17 protein-coding genes and 2 tRNA genes are annotated in these 18,154 nt (G+C 69.9%); 7 read left to right on the top strand and 12 right to left on the bottom strand.

Annotation, left to right across the window (positions count from 1 at the left end; genetic code table 11):
* The first annotated feature begins 120 nt into the window (after positions 1 to 120).
* Together SALPAC3_RS0118980 and SALPAC3_RS0118975 are read left to right on the top strand one after the other, a co-directional pair.
* Positions 121 to 693 carry a DUF5709 domain-containing protein gene (locus SALPAC3_RS0118980; RefSeq protein WP_018222763.1) on the top strand — a complete coding sequence of 191 codons (573 nt, stop codon included), beginning with the start codon at positions 121 to 123 and terminating at the stop codon, positions 691 to 693.
* Between the two features lie 94 nt (positions 694 to 787).
* Positions 788 to 1,243: an ATP-binding protein gene (locus SALPAC3_RS0118975; RefSeq protein ID WP_026185714.1), complete on the top strand. Its 456-nt coding sequence runs from the start codon at positions 788 to 790 to the stop codon at positions 1,241 to 1,243.
* Positions 1,244 to 1,259: 16 nt separating this feature from the next.
* On the opposite strand, the gene SALPAC3_RS0118970 is transcribed toward SALPAC3_RS0118975, so the two are convergent.
* The 4 genes from SALPAC3_RS0118970 to SALPAC3_RS0118955 all read right to left on the bottom strand — a co-directional run bounded on the left by SALPAC3_RS0118970 (position 1,260) and on the right by SALPAC3_RS0118955 (position 3,581).
* The gene (locus SALPAC3_RS0118970) at positions 1,260 to 2,198 is read right to left on the bottom strand and encodes a ribose-phosphate diphosphokinase (protein ID WP_018222761.1); all 939 of its coding nucleotides are present in this window, start codon (positions 2,196 to 2,198) and stop codon (positions 1,260 to 1,262) included.
* Between the two features lie 22 nt (positions 2,199 to 2,220).
* Entirely contained in the window at positions 2,221 to 3,054 is an 834-nt protein-coding gene (locus SALPAC3_RS0118965; RefSeq protein ID WP_018222760.1) for a phosphoribosylaminoimidazolesuccinocarboxamide synthase, read from the bottom strand.
* Positions 3,055 to 3,188: 134 nt separating this feature from the next.
* Positions 3,189 to 3,431, bottom strand: a complete 243-nt coding sequence (locus SALPAC3_RS0118960) for a hypothetical protein (RefSeq protein WP_018222759.1) — start codon at positions 3,429 to 3,431, stop codon at positions 3,189 to 3,191.
* Positions 3,432 to 3,507: 76 nt separating this feature from the next.
* Positions 3,508 to 3,581, bottom strand: a tRNA-Met gene (locus tag SALPAC3_RS0118955).
* A gap of 117 nt (positions 3,582 to 3,698) precedes the next feature.
* Here SALPAC3_RS0118955 and SALPAC3_RS0118950 point away from each other — a divergent pair.
* The gene (locus tag SALPAC3_RS0118950; protein WP_018222758.1) at positions 3,699 to 4,313 is read left to right on the top strand and encodes a dihydrofolate reductase family protein; all 615 of its coding nucleotides are present in this window, start codon (positions 3,699 to 3,701) and stop codon (positions 4,311 to 4,313) included.
* An 83-nt stretch (positions 4,314 to 4,396) separates the two neighbouring features.
* On the opposite strand, the gene SALPAC3_RS0118945 is transcribed toward SALPAC3_RS0118950, so the two are convergent.
* From SALPAC3_RS0118945 to SALPAC3_RS0118935, 3 genes are all read right to left on the bottom strand, one after another.
* Positions 4,397 to 4,470 (bottom strand) — tRNA-Met (locus tag SALPAC3_RS0118945).
* A gap of 117 nt (positions 4,471 to 4,587) precedes the next feature.
* Positions 4,588 to 7,566, bottom strand: a complete 2,979-nt coding sequence (locus SALPAC3_RS0118940; RefSeq protein WP_080635201.1) for a UPF0182 family membrane protein — start codon at positions 7,564 to 7,566, stop codon at positions 4,588 to 4,590.
* Between the two features lie 109 nt (positions 7,567 to 7,675).
* Positions 7,676 to 8,689: a YlbL family protein gene (locus SALPAC3_RS0118935; protein ID WP_026185713.1), complete on the bottom strand. Its 1,014-nt coding sequence runs from the start codon at positions 8,687 to 8,689 to the stop codon at positions 7,676 to 7,678.
* 182 nt (positions 8,690 to 8,871) lie between these two features.
* Here SALPAC3_RS0118935 and SALPAC3_RS26040 point away from each other — a divergent pair, with 182 nt between their 5' ends.
* Entirely contained in the window at positions 8,872 to 10,089 is a 1,218-nt protein-coding gene (locus SALPAC3_RS26040; protein WP_018222755.1) for a zinc-dependent metalloprotease, read from the top strand.
* A gap of 41 nt (positions 10,090 to 10,130) precedes the next feature.
* Here the strand turns inward: SALPAC3_RS26040 and SALPAC3_RS0118925 are convergent, their stop codons facing one another.
* Together SALPAC3_RS0118925 and SALPAC3_RS0118920 are read right to left on the bottom strand one after the other, a co-directional pair.
* Positions 10,131 to 10,793, bottom strand: coding sequence for a hypothetical protein (locus tag SALPAC3_RS0118925; protein ID WP_018222754.1), 663 nt, complete (start codon positions 10,791 to 10,793; stop codon positions 10,131 to 10,133).
* Positions 10,794 to 10,822: 29 nt separating this feature from the next.
* Complete coding sequence (locus SALPAC3_RS0118920) at positions 10,823 to 11,341, bottom strand: M48 metallopeptidase family protein (RefSeq protein ID WP_018222753.1); 519 nt, start codon at positions 11,339 to 11,341, stop codon at positions 10,823 to 10,825.
* A gap of 477 nt (positions 11,342 to 11,818) precedes the next feature.
* Between SALPAC3_RS0118920 and SALPAC3_RS28425 the strand changes: the two genes are divergently transcribed.
* From SALPAC3_RS28425 to SALPAC3_RS0118905, 3 genes are all read left to right on the top strand, one after another.
* Positions 11,819 to 11,986, top strand: coding sequence for a DUF5679 domain-containing protein (locus SALPAC3_RS28425; RefSeq protein WP_012014940.1), 168 nt, complete (start codon positions 11,819 to 11,821; stop codon positions 11,984 to 11,986).
* A gap of 178 nt (positions 11,987 to 12,164) precedes the next feature.
* Positions 12,165 to 13,220 (top strand): hypothetical protein, encoded by a 1,056-nt coding sequence (locus SALPAC3_RS0118910; RefSeq protein ID WP_018222752.1) that lies wholly within the window; start codon positions 12,165 to 12,167, stop codon positions 13,218 to 13,220.
* Between the two features lie 155 nt (positions 13,221 to 13,375).
* Positions 13,376 to 14,722: an ABC1 kinase family protein gene (locus SALPAC3_RS0118905; protein WP_018222751.1), complete on the top strand. Its 1,347-nt coding sequence runs from the start codon at positions 13,376 to 13,378 to the stop codon at positions 14,720 to 14,722.
* A gap of 336 nt (positions 14,723 to 15,058) precedes the next feature.
* On the opposite strand, the gene SALPAC3_RS0118900 is transcribed toward SALPAC3_RS0118905, so the two are convergent.
* The 3 genes from SALPAC3_RS0118900 to SALPAC3_RS0118890 form a co-directional block, all read right to left on the bottom strand.
* Complete coding sequence (locus SALPAC3_RS0118900; RefSeq protein WP_018222750.1) at positions 15,059 to 15,421, bottom strand: WhiB family transcriptional regulator; 363 nt, start codon at positions 15,419 to 15,421, stop codon at positions 15,059 to 15,061.
* 132 nt (positions 15,422 to 15,553) lie between these two features.
* Positions 15,554 to 15,808, bottom strand: a complete 255-nt coding sequence (locus SALPAC3_RS0118895; protein WP_018222749.1) for a hypothetical protein — start codon at positions 15,806 to 15,808, stop codon at positions 15,554 to 15,556.
* Positions 15,809 to 15,929: 121 nt separating this feature from the next.
* Positions 15,930 to 18,089 (bottom strand): ATP-dependent DNA helicase UvrD2, encoded by a 2,160-nt coding sequence (locus tag SALPAC3_RS0118890; protein WP_026185712.1) that lies wholly within the window; start codon positions 18,087 to 18,089, stop codon positions 15,930 to 15,932.
* Positions 18,090 to 18,154 lie beyond the last annotated feature (65 nt).

Here is an 18,154-nt window from a genome sequence, read left to right as displayed (position 1 = left end):
ACCCCGGGGTCGGGGAGCCGAAACTGGCGGATCGGCGGCGGAGCGCCACCAGCACCACAGCCTGACGACAGCGGCCGGAGCGACGGTTATGAGACGTGGGGCAGCGGGTAGAGCATCGGCATGCGCGACGACGAGTACCCGACTCCGGTGTCCGACCCGGAGGCGATGGGCCTGCCTGACACCGCCGACGACGACTCGACGGCGAAGGACGATGTCCGGACGGGACGGGAGGCAGACGGCCCGGACCCGGCTCAGCTACCCGGAGACCGGATGCCGGTCGCGGTCGACCGGTTCGGGACCACCGCCGACGAACAGCTCGACGGCGAGTCGTTGGATGCCAAACTCGGCCGGGAGCGGTACGAGCGGCCGGCGGATGATCCGTTGTCCGGCCCGGTGGACCCGGACATCGCCGCCGAGGCGAACAGCCCAGAGCAGGCCGCCCAAGCCCAGCTCGACGCGGACGTGTTCGAACCGGGGCCCTCCTCCGATCCGAACTCCCCGGTCTCCCTCTACGACCACGGCCTGCTCGGTACCGGGGCCGACGCCCAGGTGGGTCGGCTGGTTGAGCCGGATGAGGGCATCCATCCCGACCAGGAGACCGACTCGGTCGCGTACGACGCGGGTTCGGCGGGAGGCGGTGCGAGCGCGGAGGAACTGGCGGTCCACGAGACCCGCCCGCCGCCGGCGGTCTAATCCCGCGGCAGTCGGCCATCGATCCGGGTAGCGACCCTGGCGTACGGTGAAAATTGCCACTATTCCGCACCGTGACCCCCTGCCGGGAAGGGCCATGACGAACGTAGACCCGGACCTACCGCGCACGGCTACGCCCCCGGAATCCTGCCTGTTGATCGCCGTCACCTTCGACCAGGGAGAGGTGACCCGGCTCCGCCACTCGGCCGCCGCGTGCGCGCACGCGGCGGGCCTACGGGGCCAGCGGCTCAACGACTTCGTGTTGGCGGTCAACGAGCTGACCACCAACGCGGTTCGCCACGGCGGCGGCCGCGGGTCGCTACGGATGTGGCAGCAGGCCGGGAGCCTGGTCTGCGAGGTCTCCGATCATGGGGACGGGGTCAGCAGCCGGCTCCTCGGAGTCCACCACCGCCCGGCCCCGGAATCGGTCGGTGGCTGGGGGCTCTGGCTGGCCCGCGAGCTGAGCGACACCATGGACGTGGCGTCCGACCGGGCCGGCACGGTCGTCCGCATCACGACCCTCCTGCCGATCCCACACGCCGCTCCCGACTAGCCGGGGGCAGGGTGGCTCAGCCGAAGAGCGCGCTCACCGACTCACCGTTGTGAATCCGACGAATCGCCTCAGCCAACGCAGGGGCCACCGACAGTACGGTCAGCATGGGGATCCGCTTCTCGGTGGGGATGGGAACCGTGTTGGTGCAGACGATCTCCCGCACCTCCTCCTGCTCGCTCAACCGCTGCACGGCTCCGTCCACGAGGAGACCGTGGGTACAGGCCAGTCGGATCGAGCGGACCCCCAACTCGCGCAGGTGGCCCATCAGCTCGACCACCGTGCTGCCCTTGACAATCTCGTCGTCCACCACGATCACGTCTCGGCCCTGGACCTCGCCGATGATCGTGCTGATCTCCACCCGGTCGCCCCCGAAGCGCTGCTTGGCACCGGCGGCGACCGGCGTGCCGAGCTGCCGGGCGAAGACCGCCGCCTCCTTGACGTAGCCCAAGTCGGGCGAGACCACCACGGTGTTGCTCAGATCATGCGCCTGGAAGTGGGCGGCTAGTTCGCGTAACGCGTGCAGGTGATCGACCGGGATGCCGAAGAAGCCGTAGACCTGCGGCGAATGCAGGGTCATCGTGAGCACCCGATCGGCGCCGGCCGCGGTGAGCAGGTCCGCGACCAACCGGCCACCGATCGAGATTCGCGGCGCGTCCTTCTTGTCGGAGCGGGCGTACGCGTAGTGCGGTAGCACCACGCTGATCCGACCGGCGGAGGCTCCTCGGGCCGCGTTGACCATGAACAGCAACTCGACCAGATGCTCCTGCACCGGCGGGACCAGTGGCTGGATCAGGAAGACGTCCCGCTCCCGGCAGTTGGCCTGTAACTGCACCTCCAGGCAGTCGTTGGCGAACCGGGACACCCGAGTGGGGTACAGGGGCACCCCCAGGTGGGTGCAGATCTCCGCACCGAGGTCAGGGTGGGCGCTTCCACTGAAAACGGCGAGTTGGCGCACAGCCACCGATTCTACGACCCGATCAGCTCCAGCGCTCGCCAGTGAGCTTCTCGTAGACATCGACGTAGCGGGCACGGGTGGCGGCAACGACCTCACCCGGCACCTCCGGCGCCGGGCTCTGCTTGTCCCACCCGCTCCTGGTGGCCCAATCCCGCACATACTGCTTGTCGTACGAGAACTGGGCGCGCCCCGGCTGGTACGACTCGGCCGGCCAGAACCGGGACGAGTCCGAGGTCAGCAGCTCATCGCCGATCGTCAGCGTGCCATCGGTAGCCCAACCCAACTCAATCTTGGTATCGGCGATCAGAATTCCGCGGTCGGCGGCGAGCTCGGCTCCCCGTCGGTACACGTCGAGGGTGACCTGACGCAGCCGCTCGGCGGTCTCCGCGCCAACCTTGTCCACCACCTCACCGAAGGTCATCGGCTGGTCGTGCTCTCCTACCGGCGCCTTGGTGGAGGGAGTGAAGATCGGCTCCGGCAGGGTGGCCGCCTCGACCAATCCGCGCGGCAGTTCGATCCCGGAGACCGTTCCGGTGCGCTGGTACTCGGCGAAGCCGCCACCGACCAGATAGCCCCGGGCGACGCACTCCACCGGAACCATCTCCAGTCGCCGGCACCGAATCGCCCGGCCGGCGAACTCCGGCGGCACGTCGGTCGCCGAGAGCACGTGGTTCGGCACCAGCTCGGCGAGCTGGTCGAACCACCACAGCGAGAGCGCCGTGAGAAGTTTGCCCTTCTCCGGGATCGGCGTCGGCAGCACGACGTCGTAGACAGAGACGCGGTCCGAGGCGACCAGGATCAGGTCGTCGCCGTCAGCGTAGACATCCCGGACCTTGCCCGAATGCAGAAGTTCCACGCGAGCTAGTACATCACGCGGCCCAGACCGGCCCGCGCCGGCGGAGCGCGGTCCGCAAGACTGACCGAAACGCGCGTCGGGGCGCCGCGGCCGCTGGTGGACTCAGCGCCGGGGCGCCGAAGCCACTGGTCGACTCAGCGCCGGGGACCGCGCCGACCACGGAGGAGCCGCAGGGCGAGCAACACGATCACGACGACCACAACCAGGCAACAAAGGAACCCGAGGAAACCGAAGCCCCCGCGGCGGCGCCGGGCGGCCTCGATCACCAGCTCACCCGGGCCACTGGCCGCCCAAGCCGCCACCGGGACAAAGACCGCCAGTACGACCGCACCGAGGACCGTGCTGAGCCGGCTCCACCACTTCGCGAATGCAGACATGACCCCATCCTGGCCGACCCGCGCAAGCCGGGTACGGCGAAGGCCCTGGAGGAAACCTCCAGGGCCTTCGAACGAGTAGCGGGGACAGGATTTGAACCTGCGACCTCTGGGTTATGAGCCCAGCGAGCTACCGAGCTGCTCCACCCCGCGTCGGCTTCACTACTGTAGCCCATCCGATCCGGCCATGATCCGCACCCCCCTGCCCAGTATTTACCCAGTACATCCACGACCGGTGTTGTAGGTTCGCGTCGATCCACGACCACCTCTGTGGACCGTCCGAACATCGGAGTCGCTTTGCGTAAGCTCGTCTACTTCGTCGCCGTCACGCTCGACGGCTTCATCGCCGCGCCCGACGGATCGTTCGACTTCTTCCCCCTGGAGCCCGATCTAGCGTCCTACCTGGTGGCCGAGTGGCCCCAGACGCTGCCCACCTTCACCCACGCCCAGCTCGGTGTCGCATCCCCGGCCACCGGTCGCTTCGACACCGTGCTGATGGGCCGCGTCACCTACGAGCCGGGCCTCAAGCACGGACACACCAGCCCCTACGACCACCTGAAGCAGTACGTCTTCAGCCGCTCGCTGGCCCCGGCCAGCTATCCGGACGTGGAGATCCTCTCCGGCGACCCGAGCTCCTTCGTCCGCCAGCTCAAGGCACGGCCCGGCCGGGACATCTGGCTCTGCGGTGGCGGACAGCTCGCCGGCCAGCTCCTCGACGAACTCGACGAACTGGTGCTCAAACTCAACCCGATCGTCGCCGGCAGCGGTATCCCACTGATTGACCGGGGCTTCGACCCGCACCGCTTCACGCTCACCTCGACGCGGCCCCTTGCCGGTGGTGTGGTCGTTGCGCACTACACCCGACAAACCGGCGGCCCCGCCTGACAAACCTCATCAGGATCGGCCCGCCGGACCGGTCCACCAATACGCGAAAGCCCCGGAGGATCCCTCCGGGGCTTTCGAATGAGTAGCGGGGACAGGATTTGAACCTGCGACCTCTGGGTTATGAGCCCAGCGAGCTACCGAGCTGCTCCACCCCGCGTCGGCTCGTAAACGTTAGCGCACTACCCCGGGCCAACGCAAAACGGCCTCCACCGAGCACCCACAACGACGCCCCCCGGGAATCCCGGGGGGCGTCGTTGTGGCCTACGTGCTGGGGTCAGCCGCCCGGCGACGGTGCCGTGGTCGGCGTGGCGGCGGGCGGCGACCCAGCTGCCTGCTCGAAGGCCGCGGTCGCCTCATCCAGCGCCTGCAGCGCCCGGCCGTAGCGCTCGAAGTCGCCGGATTCCTGCGCGGCCCGGAGTTCCACGATCGCCGCCTGAACTTGCTGGGCTGCCTCCGCCAAGTCGCCCGTGAGCGGGGGCGGGGTTGCGCTCGGAGTCGTCGGAGTCGCGGTCGGTGTCGGTTCCGGGCTCGGAGGCGTCTCGTCGTCGGAGGGCGGAGGCGACGGTGCGCCGTCCTGTTCGCCCTGCTCGACGAGCTGTTTGATGCCGTCGGTGAGGTTGTCGGCCAGGACGACGAACGATCCACCGTCGCCGTAGGAGAGGAGCACCTTCTGCAACAGGGGATAGGCCTGCTGTTGGTTGCTCTTCACATAGACCGGCTCGACGTAGAGCATGCCGTTGCCGAACGGCAGGGAGAGCAGGTTGCCGTACTGGACCTGCGCCTGGTTCGACGAGAGCAGGTTCAGCTGCTGCCGGATCTGGGCGTTGTTGGTCATCTGCTGGTGCACCTGCACCGGGCCGGAGATCCGCGTGTCTTCCGGTAGCTCGTACACCTCAAGCCGCGGCTTGCCGTCCACGTACGAGCCAGACATCAGCGCCGCGAGGTTCTGCCGTCGGTTCGGCGTCACCGCCGAGGTGAGCTGGAACCGCGGCTCGTCCTGCCCCGGCATCTGGGTGAAGAGGTAGTACGGGGGCTGCTTCTGACCGCTGTCCGGCGCGTCCGGCACGTTCGGCACCTGCCAGAAGTCCTGCCCGGAGTAGAAGTCACCGGGGCTGGTCACGTGGAACCGGGTGTATACGTTCCGCTGCACCTTAAACAGGTCAGCCGGGTAGCGGAAGTGGGCGCTCAGCTCGGTCGGAATCTCCGTCTTCGGCTTGATCAGGTCGCCGCCGAAGGCCTTGTTCCACGCCCGGAGTACCGGGTCACCATCGTCGAACTCGTAGAGGGTGACCGTGCCGTCGTACGCGTCAACCGTCGCCTTGACCGAGTTCCGGATGTAGTTGATGTTTTCCCGGGCCTGCTGGAAGGTGCCCCGGTTGGTGAGTTCGTCGGTGGTCTCGGTCTGGAGGTTGATCCGCTCAGCGTAGGGGTAGGTCGCGGCGGTGGTGTAGCCGTCGATGATCCACGTAACCCGGCCATCGATCACCGCCGGGTACGGGTCGCCGTCCACGGTGAGGAACGGGGCGACCTTCTCCACCCGCTCCCGGGGGTTACGAACGTAGAGCAGCTTCGAGTTCTCGTTGACCGCCTCGGAGAGCAGGAAGTTCGACTCCTGCTCTTTGATCGCGTAGAGCAGCCGGCGACCGAACGAGCCGACGTCAACACCGCCGGAGCCGGTGTAGGTGTAGTAGGACTCGGATCCGTCCTCGCCGACCGGCCGGTCGAACTCGGCGGGGTTGGCCTCCGGGTTCGCCTTACCGACGATGGCGTAGTCGCCGGCCTCCATCCGCTCGCCGTAGTAGATCCGCGGCTGGCTGGCCGGGATCTGGTCAACCTGTGCGGCACACCCCTCCTGCGACCGCTCCCCGAGGAAGCCGGAGACGAAGTACGGCTGGCCACCGCAGACCACCCGGTTCGCCGGGGCCGCGACCAAGCCATAGCCATGGGTGTAGACGGTGTGTCGGTTGATCCAGTTGCTCTGCTGCGTGGTCAGCTCGCCATAGTTGATCTCACGGACCCCGACCACGTAGTCCTGGGTCTCCCCGTCGACGGTGTAGCGGTCGATGTCGAGCTTGGGACCGAAATCGTAGAAGCCACGGACCTGCTGAAGCTGGGTGTAGGTCTCGCTGACCAACTGCGGATCCAGCAGTCGGGCATTCGGCACCACCGCGGTGTCGGTGGCGAGACTCGCCGGTGGTTGCAGGTTGCTCGCCGCGTATCGCGAGGTATCGGCCTCGCCCAGACTGAAGGCCGCCCGAGTCGCCTCGATGCTGCGCTCGATGTACCGCGCCTCCTTGTCTCGGGCACTCGGCTTGACCTCGAAGGTCTGCACCGCCCACGGATAGATGCCACCGATGGCGACCGCGGAGACGCCGAGCAGGGCCAGCGAGATGCCCGGCCAGACCAGGTTCCGCATCCAGGCGTTGGAGAAGACGAGGACCGCGATCGCCACGACGACCGAGATGTAGGCGAGGATCTCCTTCGCCGGAAGCAACGCGTTGATGTCGGCGTAACCGGCACCGTAGACGTTGGCGCCGTCGTTGTACTCCAGCAGCATCGTTCGCCGGTCGAGCACGTACGCGACGGCCTTGAGCAGCACGAAGAGCGCGATCAACGTGCTCAGGTGAGCCCGCGCCGCGGTGCTCATCCGGTCCCCCACGCCCTGGAGCCGGATCCCGCCGAAGACATAGTGCACCGCGAGCGCCCCGAGCAGGGCCAACACCACGGCGGTGAAGGCGACGCCGAGCAGATAGCGCCAGAACGGCAGGTCGAAGACGTAGAAGCCGATGTCCACCCCGAACTCCGGGTCCTTGACTCCGAAGTTCCCACCGTTACGGAACAGCAGCCACTCGCTCCACCTGCCCTGCGCCGACAGCCCCGCGAAGAGGCCGACCACGACGGCGGCCACCGTGAACCAGATGCCGAGCCGAGGGCTGAGCAGCATCCGGTATCGCTCCAGGGTGGCCTGCTCCGGCGACTGCGGTCGCAGCCGGGGCCGCAGTCGGTGCGCCAGCCAGAGGTTGCCACCGACGATGGCCGCCATGGCCAGGCCGACCACGAGGAAGAGCAGCAGCCGGGTGACGAGCACTCCGCTGAAGACCGCGGTGTAGTCGACCTCGCCGAACCAGAGCCAGTCGGTCCACGCCTGCACCCCCCAGCCGAGCAGGGTGAACAGTACGAACACCCCGACCAGGACACCAATCGTGACGCGTCCGCGTCGGCTCATCCTCGGCATGGGGGCGCTGCTACGCATAACCACTGTTGGCTCCGCACGTTCGATTGATCGGCTCCGACCAGGTCACCAGAGTACGGGGTCTTCCCAAAACTGTCGTCCGCGGTCACGCCGAGTGCCGGCGGTTGGGTCAGCAACGGGTCGGTTCGCCCCCTGATCGCAGCTCCCCGAGGGCGGTCAACGCGTCATCCAACGTCGCCACCCTGAGCAGCGGCAGGTCGGGCTGGCGGTTGCGGACCGCCTCGGCGCAGTTTTCGGCCGGGACCAGGAAGGCGGTGGCGCCGGCCTCCTTGGCACCGACCAGTTTCTGGGGGATACCGCCAATCGGGCCGACCTGGCCCACGTCATTGATCGTGCCGGTGCCCGCGATGATCTGCCCACCGGTCAGATCCTCCGGGGTCAGCTTGTCGATGATGCCGAGGGCGAACATGAGCCCGGCGCTCGGGCCACCGATGTCCGCCAGGTCGATCGTCAGTGTGAACGGGTGCGGTTGCTGCTGCTCGATCCCGATCCCGATCCGGGGCCTGCCGTCCTGCTCCTGGGTCGTGATCCGCGCCGTCCCGGGTGTCCCGTCGCGGGTGTAACCGATCTCCAGGACGGTGCCGGCCGGCTCGGCCTGGATCAACTCGGTCAGCCGGACGGCCACCGGGACCGGCTGACCGTCAACCGAGGTCACCACGTCGCCGGGACGGAGCAGACCGGCCGAGGGCCCGTCCGCGGCCACCGTCTTGACCTGGACCGTCACCGGGAATCCGAGCTCGCGCAGCGCGACCGTCTCCGCGCTGGACTGAGAGGCCTCGAAGTCCTCCGCATTGCGCTCCTCGACCTCCTCGCGGCTCTCCCCCGGCGGGTACACCAGTTCCCGCGGCACCACCGCCTCGTCGTCGGAGAACCAACCCTGGATCGCCCCGCGCAGCTTGACCGAGGGCTGCACCCCCACCGTGGTCAACCGCAGCTCCCCCGCCGAAGTGAAGGTCTCCCGATCCTTGACCTGGATGACCTCCTTGCCGTCCTCGGTGCCCAGCGTGTTGACGGTGGGGCCGGGGCCCAGCACCACGTACGGAATGGGCGCCGCGAGCACGCCGATGCCAAGCAGGGCGACAAAGACGGCACCGAGCAGGACGGTCATGCCACGACGTCTCATGCGGCAGAGCGTACCGACCGGGTGCGCTGGCCCCAGCGGACCTGCCAGGACTTCACCGTTGACGCGACGCCAGCCGACGCGACCTGGGGCGCGGCGCGCGTACCGTAGACCCCGTGCCTGATATTCCGTTCGGTTTCGCGCTCCCCGGTGGCCAGCCACCAGACCCCAACGACCCCGCGCAGATGCAGCAGTTCATGTCCCAGCTGCAGCACCTGCTCGCCGCGCCCGGCAGTGGACCGGTGAACTGGGACCTGGCCCGCCAGGTAGCGGCGAGCCAGCTCAGCGCCGGTGGTGATCCGGCTGTCTCGCCGTACGAGCGCAACGCGGTGGAGGAGGCGCTGCGGCTGGCCGACCTCTGGTTGGAGTCGGGCTCGGCGCTCCCGTCGGGCATCCGCGCGTCGGTGGCGTGGAACCGGAATGAGTGGATCTACAAGACCCTGGACGTGTGGCGCAAGTTGTGTGACCCGGTGGCCAGCCGGATGGTCGGCGCCATGGGTGACCTGGTGCCGCCGGAGGCGCGGGCCCAGCTCGGCCCGATGCAGTCGATGGTGGCCACCCTCGGCGGGGCCCTCTTCGGGGGCCAGCTGGGCCAGGCCCTCGGCTCGCTCGCGGCCGAGGTGCTCTCCGCCGGCGACATCGGGTTGCCGCTCGGCCCCGCCGGCACGGCGGCACTCGTCCCGGCCAACATCCGGGACTACGGTGCCGGGCTGGAACTGCCGGAGGACGAGGTACGCCTCTACGTGGCCCTGCGCGAGGCCGCCCATCAGCGCCTCTTCGAGCACGTACCGTGGCTGCGCGGACACGTACTCAACGCGGTGGAGATGTACGCCTCGGGCATCCGGGTCAACCGGGAGGCGATTGAGGAGGCGATGGGCCGCGTCGACCCGACCGACCCGGAGTCGATGCAGGCGATCGCGCTGGAGGGGATCTTCACCCCGGAGGACAACCCGGCCCAGAAGGCGTCGCTGGCCCGGCTAGAGACGGCCCTCGCGCTCGTCGAGGGCTGGGTCTGTCACGTGGTTGACAGCGCGGCCGGGGAGCGGCTGCCCAACGTCGTCCGGCTCGGGGAGGCGTTCCGGCGGCGGCGGGCCGCCGGAGGTCCGGCCGAGCAGACCTTCGCCGCCCTGGTCGGCCTGGAGCTTCGGCCGCGGCGGCTACGCGAGGCGGCGGCGCTCTGGGCGGCTCTCACCGAGCACCGGGGGATCGCCGGGCGGGATGCGCTCTGGGGTCACCCCGACCTGCTGCCCTCCGACGACGACTTCGCCGACCCGGTTGCCTTCGCCCAGGCCCGGCTCGATGCGGACGAGCTGGAGAGCTTCGACTTCAGCGCGCCGGGTGGCCCGCCGGAGAAGGCCCCCGGCGAGCCCGACGGGGAGGACCCACCCACCGCCACCAGCTGACGCTCCGGCCCCGCCGGGGTCAGCGCAGGATGCCGGCACGGTCAGCGCAGGATGCCGGCGCCGGCGAGCAGGGTGCGGGTGGCATCCCAGCCGGCCAGGGCGGGGTCAAGTCGGGCCAGGTCGGCCGGGCCGCGCAGCCGATGCCACCCCGCGGTGACGGCGAGCTCGGCGGGGTGTGGCGCCGCCGCACGTACCGCTGCGGGCACCGCCCGATCCAGGTCCAGCGCCGGTAGCCACGCCGGTAGGGGCAGTCGGGCCGCCGCACCGAGCAGGCCGGTGTCGGCACCCACCACCGGGGCCACGGCCATCGGTCGGGTGGTGAGCGGCCGGAGCAGCTTGCCGATGGTCAGCCCCGGCAGGTCCGGGGCGTCCCCGGCGACAACGGCCACCTGGTCGTATCCGTGCCCGGCCTCGGCCCGGTTGACGCCGGCCGACTGGCTCGGCTGGGCGGTCCGCCCGCAGCTGGCGAGGACGGCCGCAACGGTGGGACGCGGGAGCTGGTAGACGGTGGTGCCGGGCCAGACCACGGCGTCGGCCAGCCACCGGTCGGCCTCGGCCACGGCAACGGCGGTCTCCACCTCGTTCAGGGTGGCGAGTAGGTCAACCACATCCTCGGCGAGCGCCGTCCGCCAGTCAGTCGGGTCAATCTCCGGCGGCGTCCAGGAGACCGGCGCGAGCAGGGCAACCACCAACCGTCGTACCACGCACCGACCCTACGCCCCGCCGACAGGGCTCAGGAGGAGGAGACGGCCGCGACGCCCTCCAGGTAGCCACGGGCCCGCTCGGTCTTCGGGTACCGGCCGACGAGCTGCCAGAACCGGGCGTTGTGACTCGGGACGATCAGGTGGGCCAGCTCATGCAACAGGACATAGTCGATCACCCAGTCCGGCATGTCCTGCAGCCGGTGGGAGATGCGAATCGTCCGATCGGCTGGGGTGCACGAGCCCCAACGGCCGGTCTGATTGGTCACCCAGCGGACGCTTGCCGGGATCGCGTCACGCCCATGGTCGGCCAGGTAGAGGGCGATCAGTCGAGTGGCACGGGCGAGTAGTTCGTCGTCGGATCGGACCAGCCGGCCCTCCCGGGCGGCGAGCCGAGCAAGCATCCGGTCCACCCACTCGCTCTCCTCGGCTCGGGAGAACTGGTCTGGGATCAGGACCACGACCCGCTCGCCGTCGCGGTACGCGGACACTGTGCGTCGGCGGCGCGGGCTGCGCCGCACCTCGACCACCGGCTTCCGCGGTGCTGCCATCAGCCGGCCGCGCCGCCTCGGATTCCTGCCACGAGGAAAAGTTACTTCGTGGTGGCCCGGGGTCCGCAAGGGTCAACCCGCGACACGCGCCCGAAAAATAAGCGTTGGTCGCCAGGAGTCCCGAAAATTTTCCGCGTTAGGGTCCTCGGGAAATAGCTCGAAGGCAAGCCCCACACCAGGTGATCACGTTGACTCCCGTCACCTGTGGGCACCCTGCGCCGTTTTTCAGGGCATCCGTCCGGCGTGTCCCCACCAAACTCACTTATCCAAGCTTATTCGCCGTGCACACTCTCGTCGTCAACTTGCTCACAGTGTCGATGAGGAGTTGACATGGAACCCCCCAGCCCTGGGTAGGGTCCGCGGACCAGTGGTCACGCCTGTGACCACGACGGAAGGCCCAGCGCCGGCGCCCTCATGGCCCGCCGCTGGAACCCCGCCGGATGAGCGTTCGCCGGTGGACGAGACGAGGAGGCACCCGTGGCCGACCAGGCCCAGACTTACAACGGCTACTGCGTCAAGTGCAAGGAGAAGCGAGACTTCGAGGGGCGCGTCGAGGTTTCCAAGACCGGGATGAACATGGCCAAGGGCAAGTGTCCGGTGTGCGGCACAACAGTGAACCGCATTCTGGGTAAAGCGAAGGTCTAACGCCTTTTATGGGTGGTGGAAGGATCCCTTCCACCACCCAGCCAATGTCGGTTGCCGGACAGGCGGGTCCACGGCCTGTGGAGAACCAGGCACTTCCTGTGGAAAACCCCGGGCCAGGCTCCGCGCACCTGTGGACAACGTTCGACGGAAAGCTCAGACACGATCACTATTCGTACTCATGAGCCTTACCGCCCTGCCCCGGCCAACCCTGCTGCCCGGCCTCACCCGCCTCTGGCGGGACCGACACACCTTGCAACTGGGTGTCGATCCGAGCCGAGCCGTCCTGCTTGAGCTGGCCAACCCCCGCACCGCCCGCCTCCTCGACCTACTCGACGGCGCGCACAGCGAGCGGCACGTCCTGGACCAGGCCAACCGAATCGAGGTGGGGCGACACGAGGCCCGCACCCTGCTCGAGGCGCTCCGCGCCGCCGGCCTGGTCGTACCCGCTCACACCCTCCTACCCCGCGACCTGACCGGACCGCCACGAACCCGGCTCGCCGCCGAGGCCGGTGCCCTCGCCCTGGCCAACCAGCGAGGCGCCGGCACGCCCGCACAGGTACTGCGCCGCCGTCGCACGGCGCGGGTGCTGGTGACCGGCGCCGGTCGCCTCGGCGCTCCCGTCGCCGTCGCACTGGCCCAGGCCGGGGTCGGGCACGTGCAGCCACGCCTGGCCGGCCCGGTGGCGCCGGCGGACCTCGTCGGCACCGGAATACCCGCCGCCGACCTCGGCCAGCCGCTCACCAGCGCAGTCCGGGACACCCTCCGCCGCACCGCCCCCGGCACCGCCACCGGCCCGCTCCGACCCGGTCGGATCGACCTCGTGCTGCAGTGCGGTATGGACCGCCCGGCTCCCCTGCTCGCCGCCGCCCACCACCAACGCCGGCAGGTACACCTGCTGCTCGACCTCCGGGAGGGCGTGCCGGTCGTCGGCCCGCTGGTCCGGCCACCAATCGGTCCCTGCCTGAACTGTCTCGACCTGCATCGAAGGGACCGCGACCCGGGCTGGCCGACGCTCGCCGCCCAGCTCGCCAGCGGCACGCCGGAGTGGGCCTGCGCGACGACAACGCTGCTCGCCGCCGTGGCGCACGCCACCAGCGAAGCCCTGGGCCAGCTCGATGGCGGCGGCGTCCCGGCCACCGGCAGCGGTTCCGTCGAGGTCACCGCCGACGGTCGGCTACGTCGCCGGCATTGGGCACCCCACCCCTCCTGTACCTGCTCCGGTCGCGGAACGTGAGACGTCGCGGTCGCCACGGGGCTGGTCGGTCCGCCGCTGCACGGCGGGGTCCACCGCCCGCCCGGATCCGCGGAGGCTGGGCACCCACCGCCGGAAGGGGGCCCGGCCCGCCCGCACGGCAGTCGCGGGCCGGCCCGGTCGGTCACAATAGCCAGGTGACCGAAATCCCGCGCCGGGCCGTCTCCCGGACCGCCAAGCTCGCCACCCTGCCGCTCGGCTTCGCCGGCCGGACCGTCCTCGGTGTGGGCAAGCGCGTCACCGGGCTCGCCTCTGACGTGATCTCCGCAGAGATCCAGCAACGTACCGCCGAACAGCTCTTCAGCGTCCTCGGGCAGCTCAAAGGCGGCGCGATGAAGTTCGGCCAAGCGCTGTCGGTATTCGAGGCGGCGCTGCCCGAGGAGATGGCCGCCCCCTACCGACAGGCGCTGACCAAACTCCAGGAGGCCGCGCCGCCGCTGCCCGCCGCCTCCGTACACCGGGTGCTCGCCGAGCAACTCGGCCCGGACTGGCGGGACCGGTTCGTGGAGTTCGACGACGCGCCGGTCGCCGCCGCCAGCATCGGGCAGGTACACCGCGCGCGGTGGCGGGAGCCGGGCTACGACGCGACCGGCGCGCCACACACCCGCGACGTGGCGATCAAGATCCAGTACCCCGGCGCGGGGGACGCCCTGCTCGCCGACCTCAAACAGCTCTCCCGGCTCGGTGGAATGTTCCGGGCGATCCAGCCGGGGCTGGACATCAAACCACTCCTCGCCGAGCTCCGGGAACGAATCACCGAGGAGCTCGACTACGAGCTGGAGGCCGAGTCGCAGCGCGCCTTCGCCACGGCGTACGCGGACGACCCGGAGATCTACATCCCGGCCGTGGTCGCCGCGTCACCCCGAGTCCTCGTGACCGGATGGGTCGCGGGAACTCCGCTGTCGCAGATCATCCGGGAGGGCTCCGAACAAGAGCGGGACGAGGCAGGCCGGTTGATGGCCACGCTGCACCTCTCCGCGCCGATGCGGGCCGGGCTGCTCCACGCCGACCCGCATCCGGGCAACTTCCGGTTGCTGCCCGACGGCCGGCTTGGGGTGGTGGACTTCGGCGCGGTGGCCCGGCTACCCGAGGGGACCCCCGAGCCGATCGGCCGCATCGCCGGACTGGCCCTGCGGGGAGATGCCGAGGAGGTGATGGCCGGCTTGCGTGCCGAGGGCTTCGTCAGCAACAGCGCGGCGATCGACGGGCCGGCGCTGCTGGACTTCCTCCAACCGATGCTGGAGCCGGTCGCCGCCGAGGAGTTCCGGTTCACCCGAGCCTGGCTACGGGCGGAGGCGGCCCGGCTGGCCAGCCCTCGCTCACCCGCGTACCAGCTCAGCCGACACCTCAACCTACCCCCGTCGTACCTGCTGATCCACCGGGTCACGCTCGGCTCGATCGGGGTGCTCTGCCAGCTGGAGGCGAAGGCGCCGTACCGGGGAATCCTGGAGCGCTGGCTACCCGGCTTCGCCCCAACAGCGTGAGGCGGTGACGGGCGCGTCCGGCGGTAGCCGAACGCGCCCGTCTCAGCGGTGTTGACCAACGGGCCCGCCCCCCCACCTGAGGGGCGGGCCCGCTGTCTAACCGATGCCCAACTCGCGCGCCGACCGCGTGCGAGCGGCCATGGCGATGGTACGGGCGGAGCGATAAGCCTCAGTGCTCGCGGTGGTGCGACCGGCCTGAGGCCGGAGCATTCGAGCCCTCGACAACACTTCGTTCAGTAATTGCAGTTCGAAACTGTTCGATTGCCTGAGCATCCTCATCAACTTTCTCGTGGCCGGCGCGAAGACCGGCGAAGGGTGGAACGGATCGGGTGGTTGTCAGGCCGCCAGCCGGACCGCGTCGCGCCGGGCCAACCCACTGGCCTCCAGTCGCGCCTCGGCCTCGACCCGGAGCGTGGCGTCTCGGGCAACATCTTCCTTACGGGGACGGCCTCGGGGCCGCTTACGCGGGACCACCGCGCCACGCTCGAAGATCTCGCCACCCCAGACGCCCCAGGGCTCAGCTCGCTCCACCGCGCCGGCGAGGCACTCGACGCGCAGCGGGCAGTCCCCGCAGAGCGACTTGGCCACCTCAAGCTCGGCGGGCGAGTCAGAGAACCACAGGTCGGGGTCGAACTTCCGGCAGGGCAGGTTCGCCTCCAACTCGACGCTCAGGTCGAGTGGGGCCAACGCCAGACTCATCGCCCGGTCACCTCTCTCTCACTTTTTCGATCTCTTGGATCGCATTTCCGACATACTTCGACGGGACAAAAACGAAGGCCGCGGATCCCGGTATGCGGGTTCCGCGGCCTCAAGGTGAGCCGGTGGTCTGTATCAGACCGGTCTACCTCGAGGTGGAACACCGCGGACGTCCATGCGCCGCTTGGCGCTATCAACGCCCTTGCCCGTGAAACCACTGGTCTCCTGGGTGCCGTATGGCGCCAGCGCGAGAATCAGCTCGGCCTGGGTCTCGACCTGGTGCACCTGCGGAACCGACGGTCGCGCAGCGGTGCGGGCCACCTGGACGGCCGACAGGGGAGCGACGCCAGCAGGGGACACCACCGGACGCGCGTTGTTGTAGATCTCCATTGGGGCCACCTCCCTGACTTCCCTCGTGCCGACCGAATCACGCCCGTGAGCAGCCCGAATGCGGCCGCTCACGAGGTATGCCCCGAGGCTATGCCGCGCCCGGGGGCGAGGGCAAACGAATTTACGGCAAGATTTCTGAAGTTTTCTCCGGGCAGACCTCATCCACCGTCGCGCCGGCCACCAGGGCCAGCACCGCCTCCCCGTAGAGCCCCAGCTTGCGGGCCCCGATCCCCGCGATCGCGGTGAGGTCGCGGGACTGCTGCGGGCGCCGCTCCGCCAACGCGACCAGGGTCGCGTCGGTGAACACCACATAGTCCGGTACCCGCTGACCGCCGGCCACCCGACGCCGCCACTCGCCCAGCCGCCCGTGCAGCTCCTTGTCCATGTCAGACGGGCAGGCGGTGCACCGGCCCAGCTTGCGCTCCGCGCCAGCGAGCAGCGTCGTACCGCAGACCCGGCAGGAGACGATCTGGGTACGCCGACGTTCGGTTCGCCGTACCCCGCTCGCACCGACCCGCCCACTGGTGCCGGAGGAGTCCAGCCGGGGCAGGAAGCGACAGGGCCGCCGGGGACGCCCACCCGGTGAGCGGGCTGAGGCGTACGACAGCCAGAGCCACTCCCGAGCCCGGGTGATGCCCACGTAGAGCAGCCGGCGCTCCTCCTCCACCTGCTCCGGTGTCTTCGCGTAGGTGGTGGGCAGCGTGCCCTCGGCGAGGCCGACCAGGAAGACGGCATCCCACTCCAGACCCTTCGCCGAGTGCAGGGAGGCGAGGGTCACACCCTCGACCGTCGGCACGTGCTGAGCGGCGGCCCGTCGGGCCAGCTCGTCGGTGAAGTCGGCCAAGGTGGCCGGCCGCTCGACCGCGGCAGCCGGCCCGATCGGCAGCACCGGGGCGCTGGCCGCGTACTCCTCGGCGAGTTGGACCAGGGCGGCGAGGGCCGCCCACCGTTCCCGGGCGGCGCCACCAGCCGGCGGCGCATCCGGTGCCCACCCCACCGCGGCCAGGGCCTCGACCACGGCCGCCGACAGCGGGGTGTCACCGGGAAGGGAGCGGGTGGCGGCGCGCAGCGCGACCATCGCCTGCCGTACCTCGGGGCGCTCGAAGAACCGCTCCGCACCCTGCACCTGGTACGGCACCTCGGCCTCGGTCAGCGCCTCCTCGAACGCCTCGGACTGCGCGTTGGTCCGAAACAGCACGGCGATCTCTCGGGCCGGAGTACCAGCGTCCACCAGGGCACGGCAGCGGGCGGCGACGGCGGCGGCCTCGGCCTGCTCGTCGGTGAAGATCCTCAACTCGGGCTCGGGGCCCGCCGGGCGCTGGCCGACCAACTCCAGCCGAAGCCGCGCCTCAGCGCCCCGAGCCGGCGCGATGACCGAATTGGCCAGCCCGACCACCTGGGGGGTGGAGCGGTAGTCGCGCACCAGGCGAACCACCGTCGCGCCCCGGTGCCGACGGGGGAAGTCGACCAGGTAGGACGAGGTCGCGCCGGTGAACGAGTAGATCGTCTGGCTCGCGTCACCCACCACCGTCAGGTCGTCACCACCGCCGAGCCACGCCTCCAGCAGCCGCTGTTGCAGCGGGTTGACGTCCTGGTACTCGTCGACGACGAAGTGCCGGTACTGGGCGCGTACCTGGTCGGCCACGTCCGGGTGCTCTTCGATTCCCCAGATCGCGGCGCGCAGCATGTCCTCGAAATCGATCACTCCGCCGGCGCGTTTGACCTTCTCGTACGCGGCGAAGACATCGGCCACCTTCGCCGGCTCGTACGGGGTGTCCCGCAGCGCCCGGGCGGCCGCGACCGCGTACTCCCCGGGCTCGACCAGGGACGACTTCGCCCACTCGATCTCGCCCGCGAGGTCCCGGACGCCGGTCCGGTCGGAGCGGATCCCGACCTTCGCCGCGGCGAGGGTGACCAGCCGGACCTTGCTGTCCAGCAGTTCGGGCATCGCCCGACCGGCGAGCAGCCGAGGCGCGAAGTAACGCACCTGACGCAGCGCCGCGGCGTGGAAGGTGCGCGCCTGCACACCCGGCACCCCCAGCGTGGTGAGTCGGCCACGTAGCTCGGCGGCGGCCCGCGCGGTGAAGGTGACCGCGAGCAGGTGCCGGGCCAGGATCTCCCCGGTCAACGTCCGGTGCGCGATCCGGGAGGTGACCGCCCGGGTCTTCCCGGTGCCGGCGCCGGCCAGGACGCAGACCGGGCCGGCCGGGGCGGTTACCGCCGCCCGCTGCTCCGGGTCGAGGCCGGCGAGCACCCGGTTGGATGCTGAGTGAGACACCACAGCGAGGAATTGTTCCAGCCGCTCCCAACGTTGGGGTGGTTAGCCTGGCTCGAATCACGACCAAC

Source organism: Salinispora pacifica DSM 45544, assembly GCF_000378845.1.
Classification (GTDB): Bacteria; Actinomycetota; Actinomycetes; order Mycobacteriales; family Micromonosporaceae; genus Micromonospora; species Micromonospora pacifica.
The sequence above is the reverse complement of the archived record's forward strand: the minus strand, read 5'-3'. Positions and strand labels throughout refer to the sequence as shown.

What these genes read in the sequence shown, in the direction of transcription:
- SALPAC3_RS0118895 (WP_018222749.1), bottom strand. Translation starts at nt 15,808, where the DNA reads ATGGAGATCTACAACAACGCGCGTCCGGTGGTGTCCCCTGCTGGCGTC.
- SALPAC3_RS0118940 (WP_080635201.1), bottom strand. Translation starts at nt 7,566, where the DNA reads ATGCGTAGCAGCGCCCCCATGCCGAGGATGAGCCGACGCGGACGCGTC.
- SALPAC3_RS26040 (WP_018222755.1), top strand. Translation starts at nt 8,872, where the DNA reads ATGCAGCAGTTCATGTCCCAGCTGCAGCACCTGCTCGCCGCGCCCGGC.
- SALPAC3_RS0118935 (WP_026185713.1), bottom strand. Translation starts at nt 8,689, where the DNA reads ATGAGACGTCGTGGCATGACCGTCCTGCTCGGTGCCGTCTTTGTCGCC.
- SALPAC3_RS0118900 (WP_018222750.1), bottom strand. Translation starts at nt 15,421, where the DNA reads ATGAGTCTGGCGTTGGCCCCACTCGACCTGAGCGTCGAGTTGGAGGCG.
- SALPAC3_RS0118975 (WP_026185714.1), top strand. Translation starts at nt 788, where the DNA reads ATGACGAACGTAGACCCGGACCTACCGCGCACGGCTACGCCCCCGGAA.
- SALPAC3_RS0118910 (WP_018222752.1), top strand. Translation starts at nt 12,165, where the DNA reads ATGAGCCTTACCGCCCTGCCCCGGCCAACCCTGCTGCCCGGCCTCACC.
- SALPAC3_RS0118960 (WP_018222759.1), bottom strand. Translation starts at nt 3,431, where the DNA reads ATGTCTGCATTCGCGAAGTGGTGGAGCCGGCTCAGCACGGTCCTCGGT.
- SALPAC3_RS0118980 (WP_018222763.1), top strand. Translation starts at nt 121, where the DNA reads ATGCGCGACGACGAGTACCCGACTCCGGTGTCCGACCCGGAGGCGATG.
- SALPAC3_RS0118920 (WP_018222753.1), bottom strand. Translation starts at nt 11,341, where the DNA reads ATGGCAGCACCGCGGAAGCCGGTGGTCGAGGTGCGGCGCAGCCCGCGC.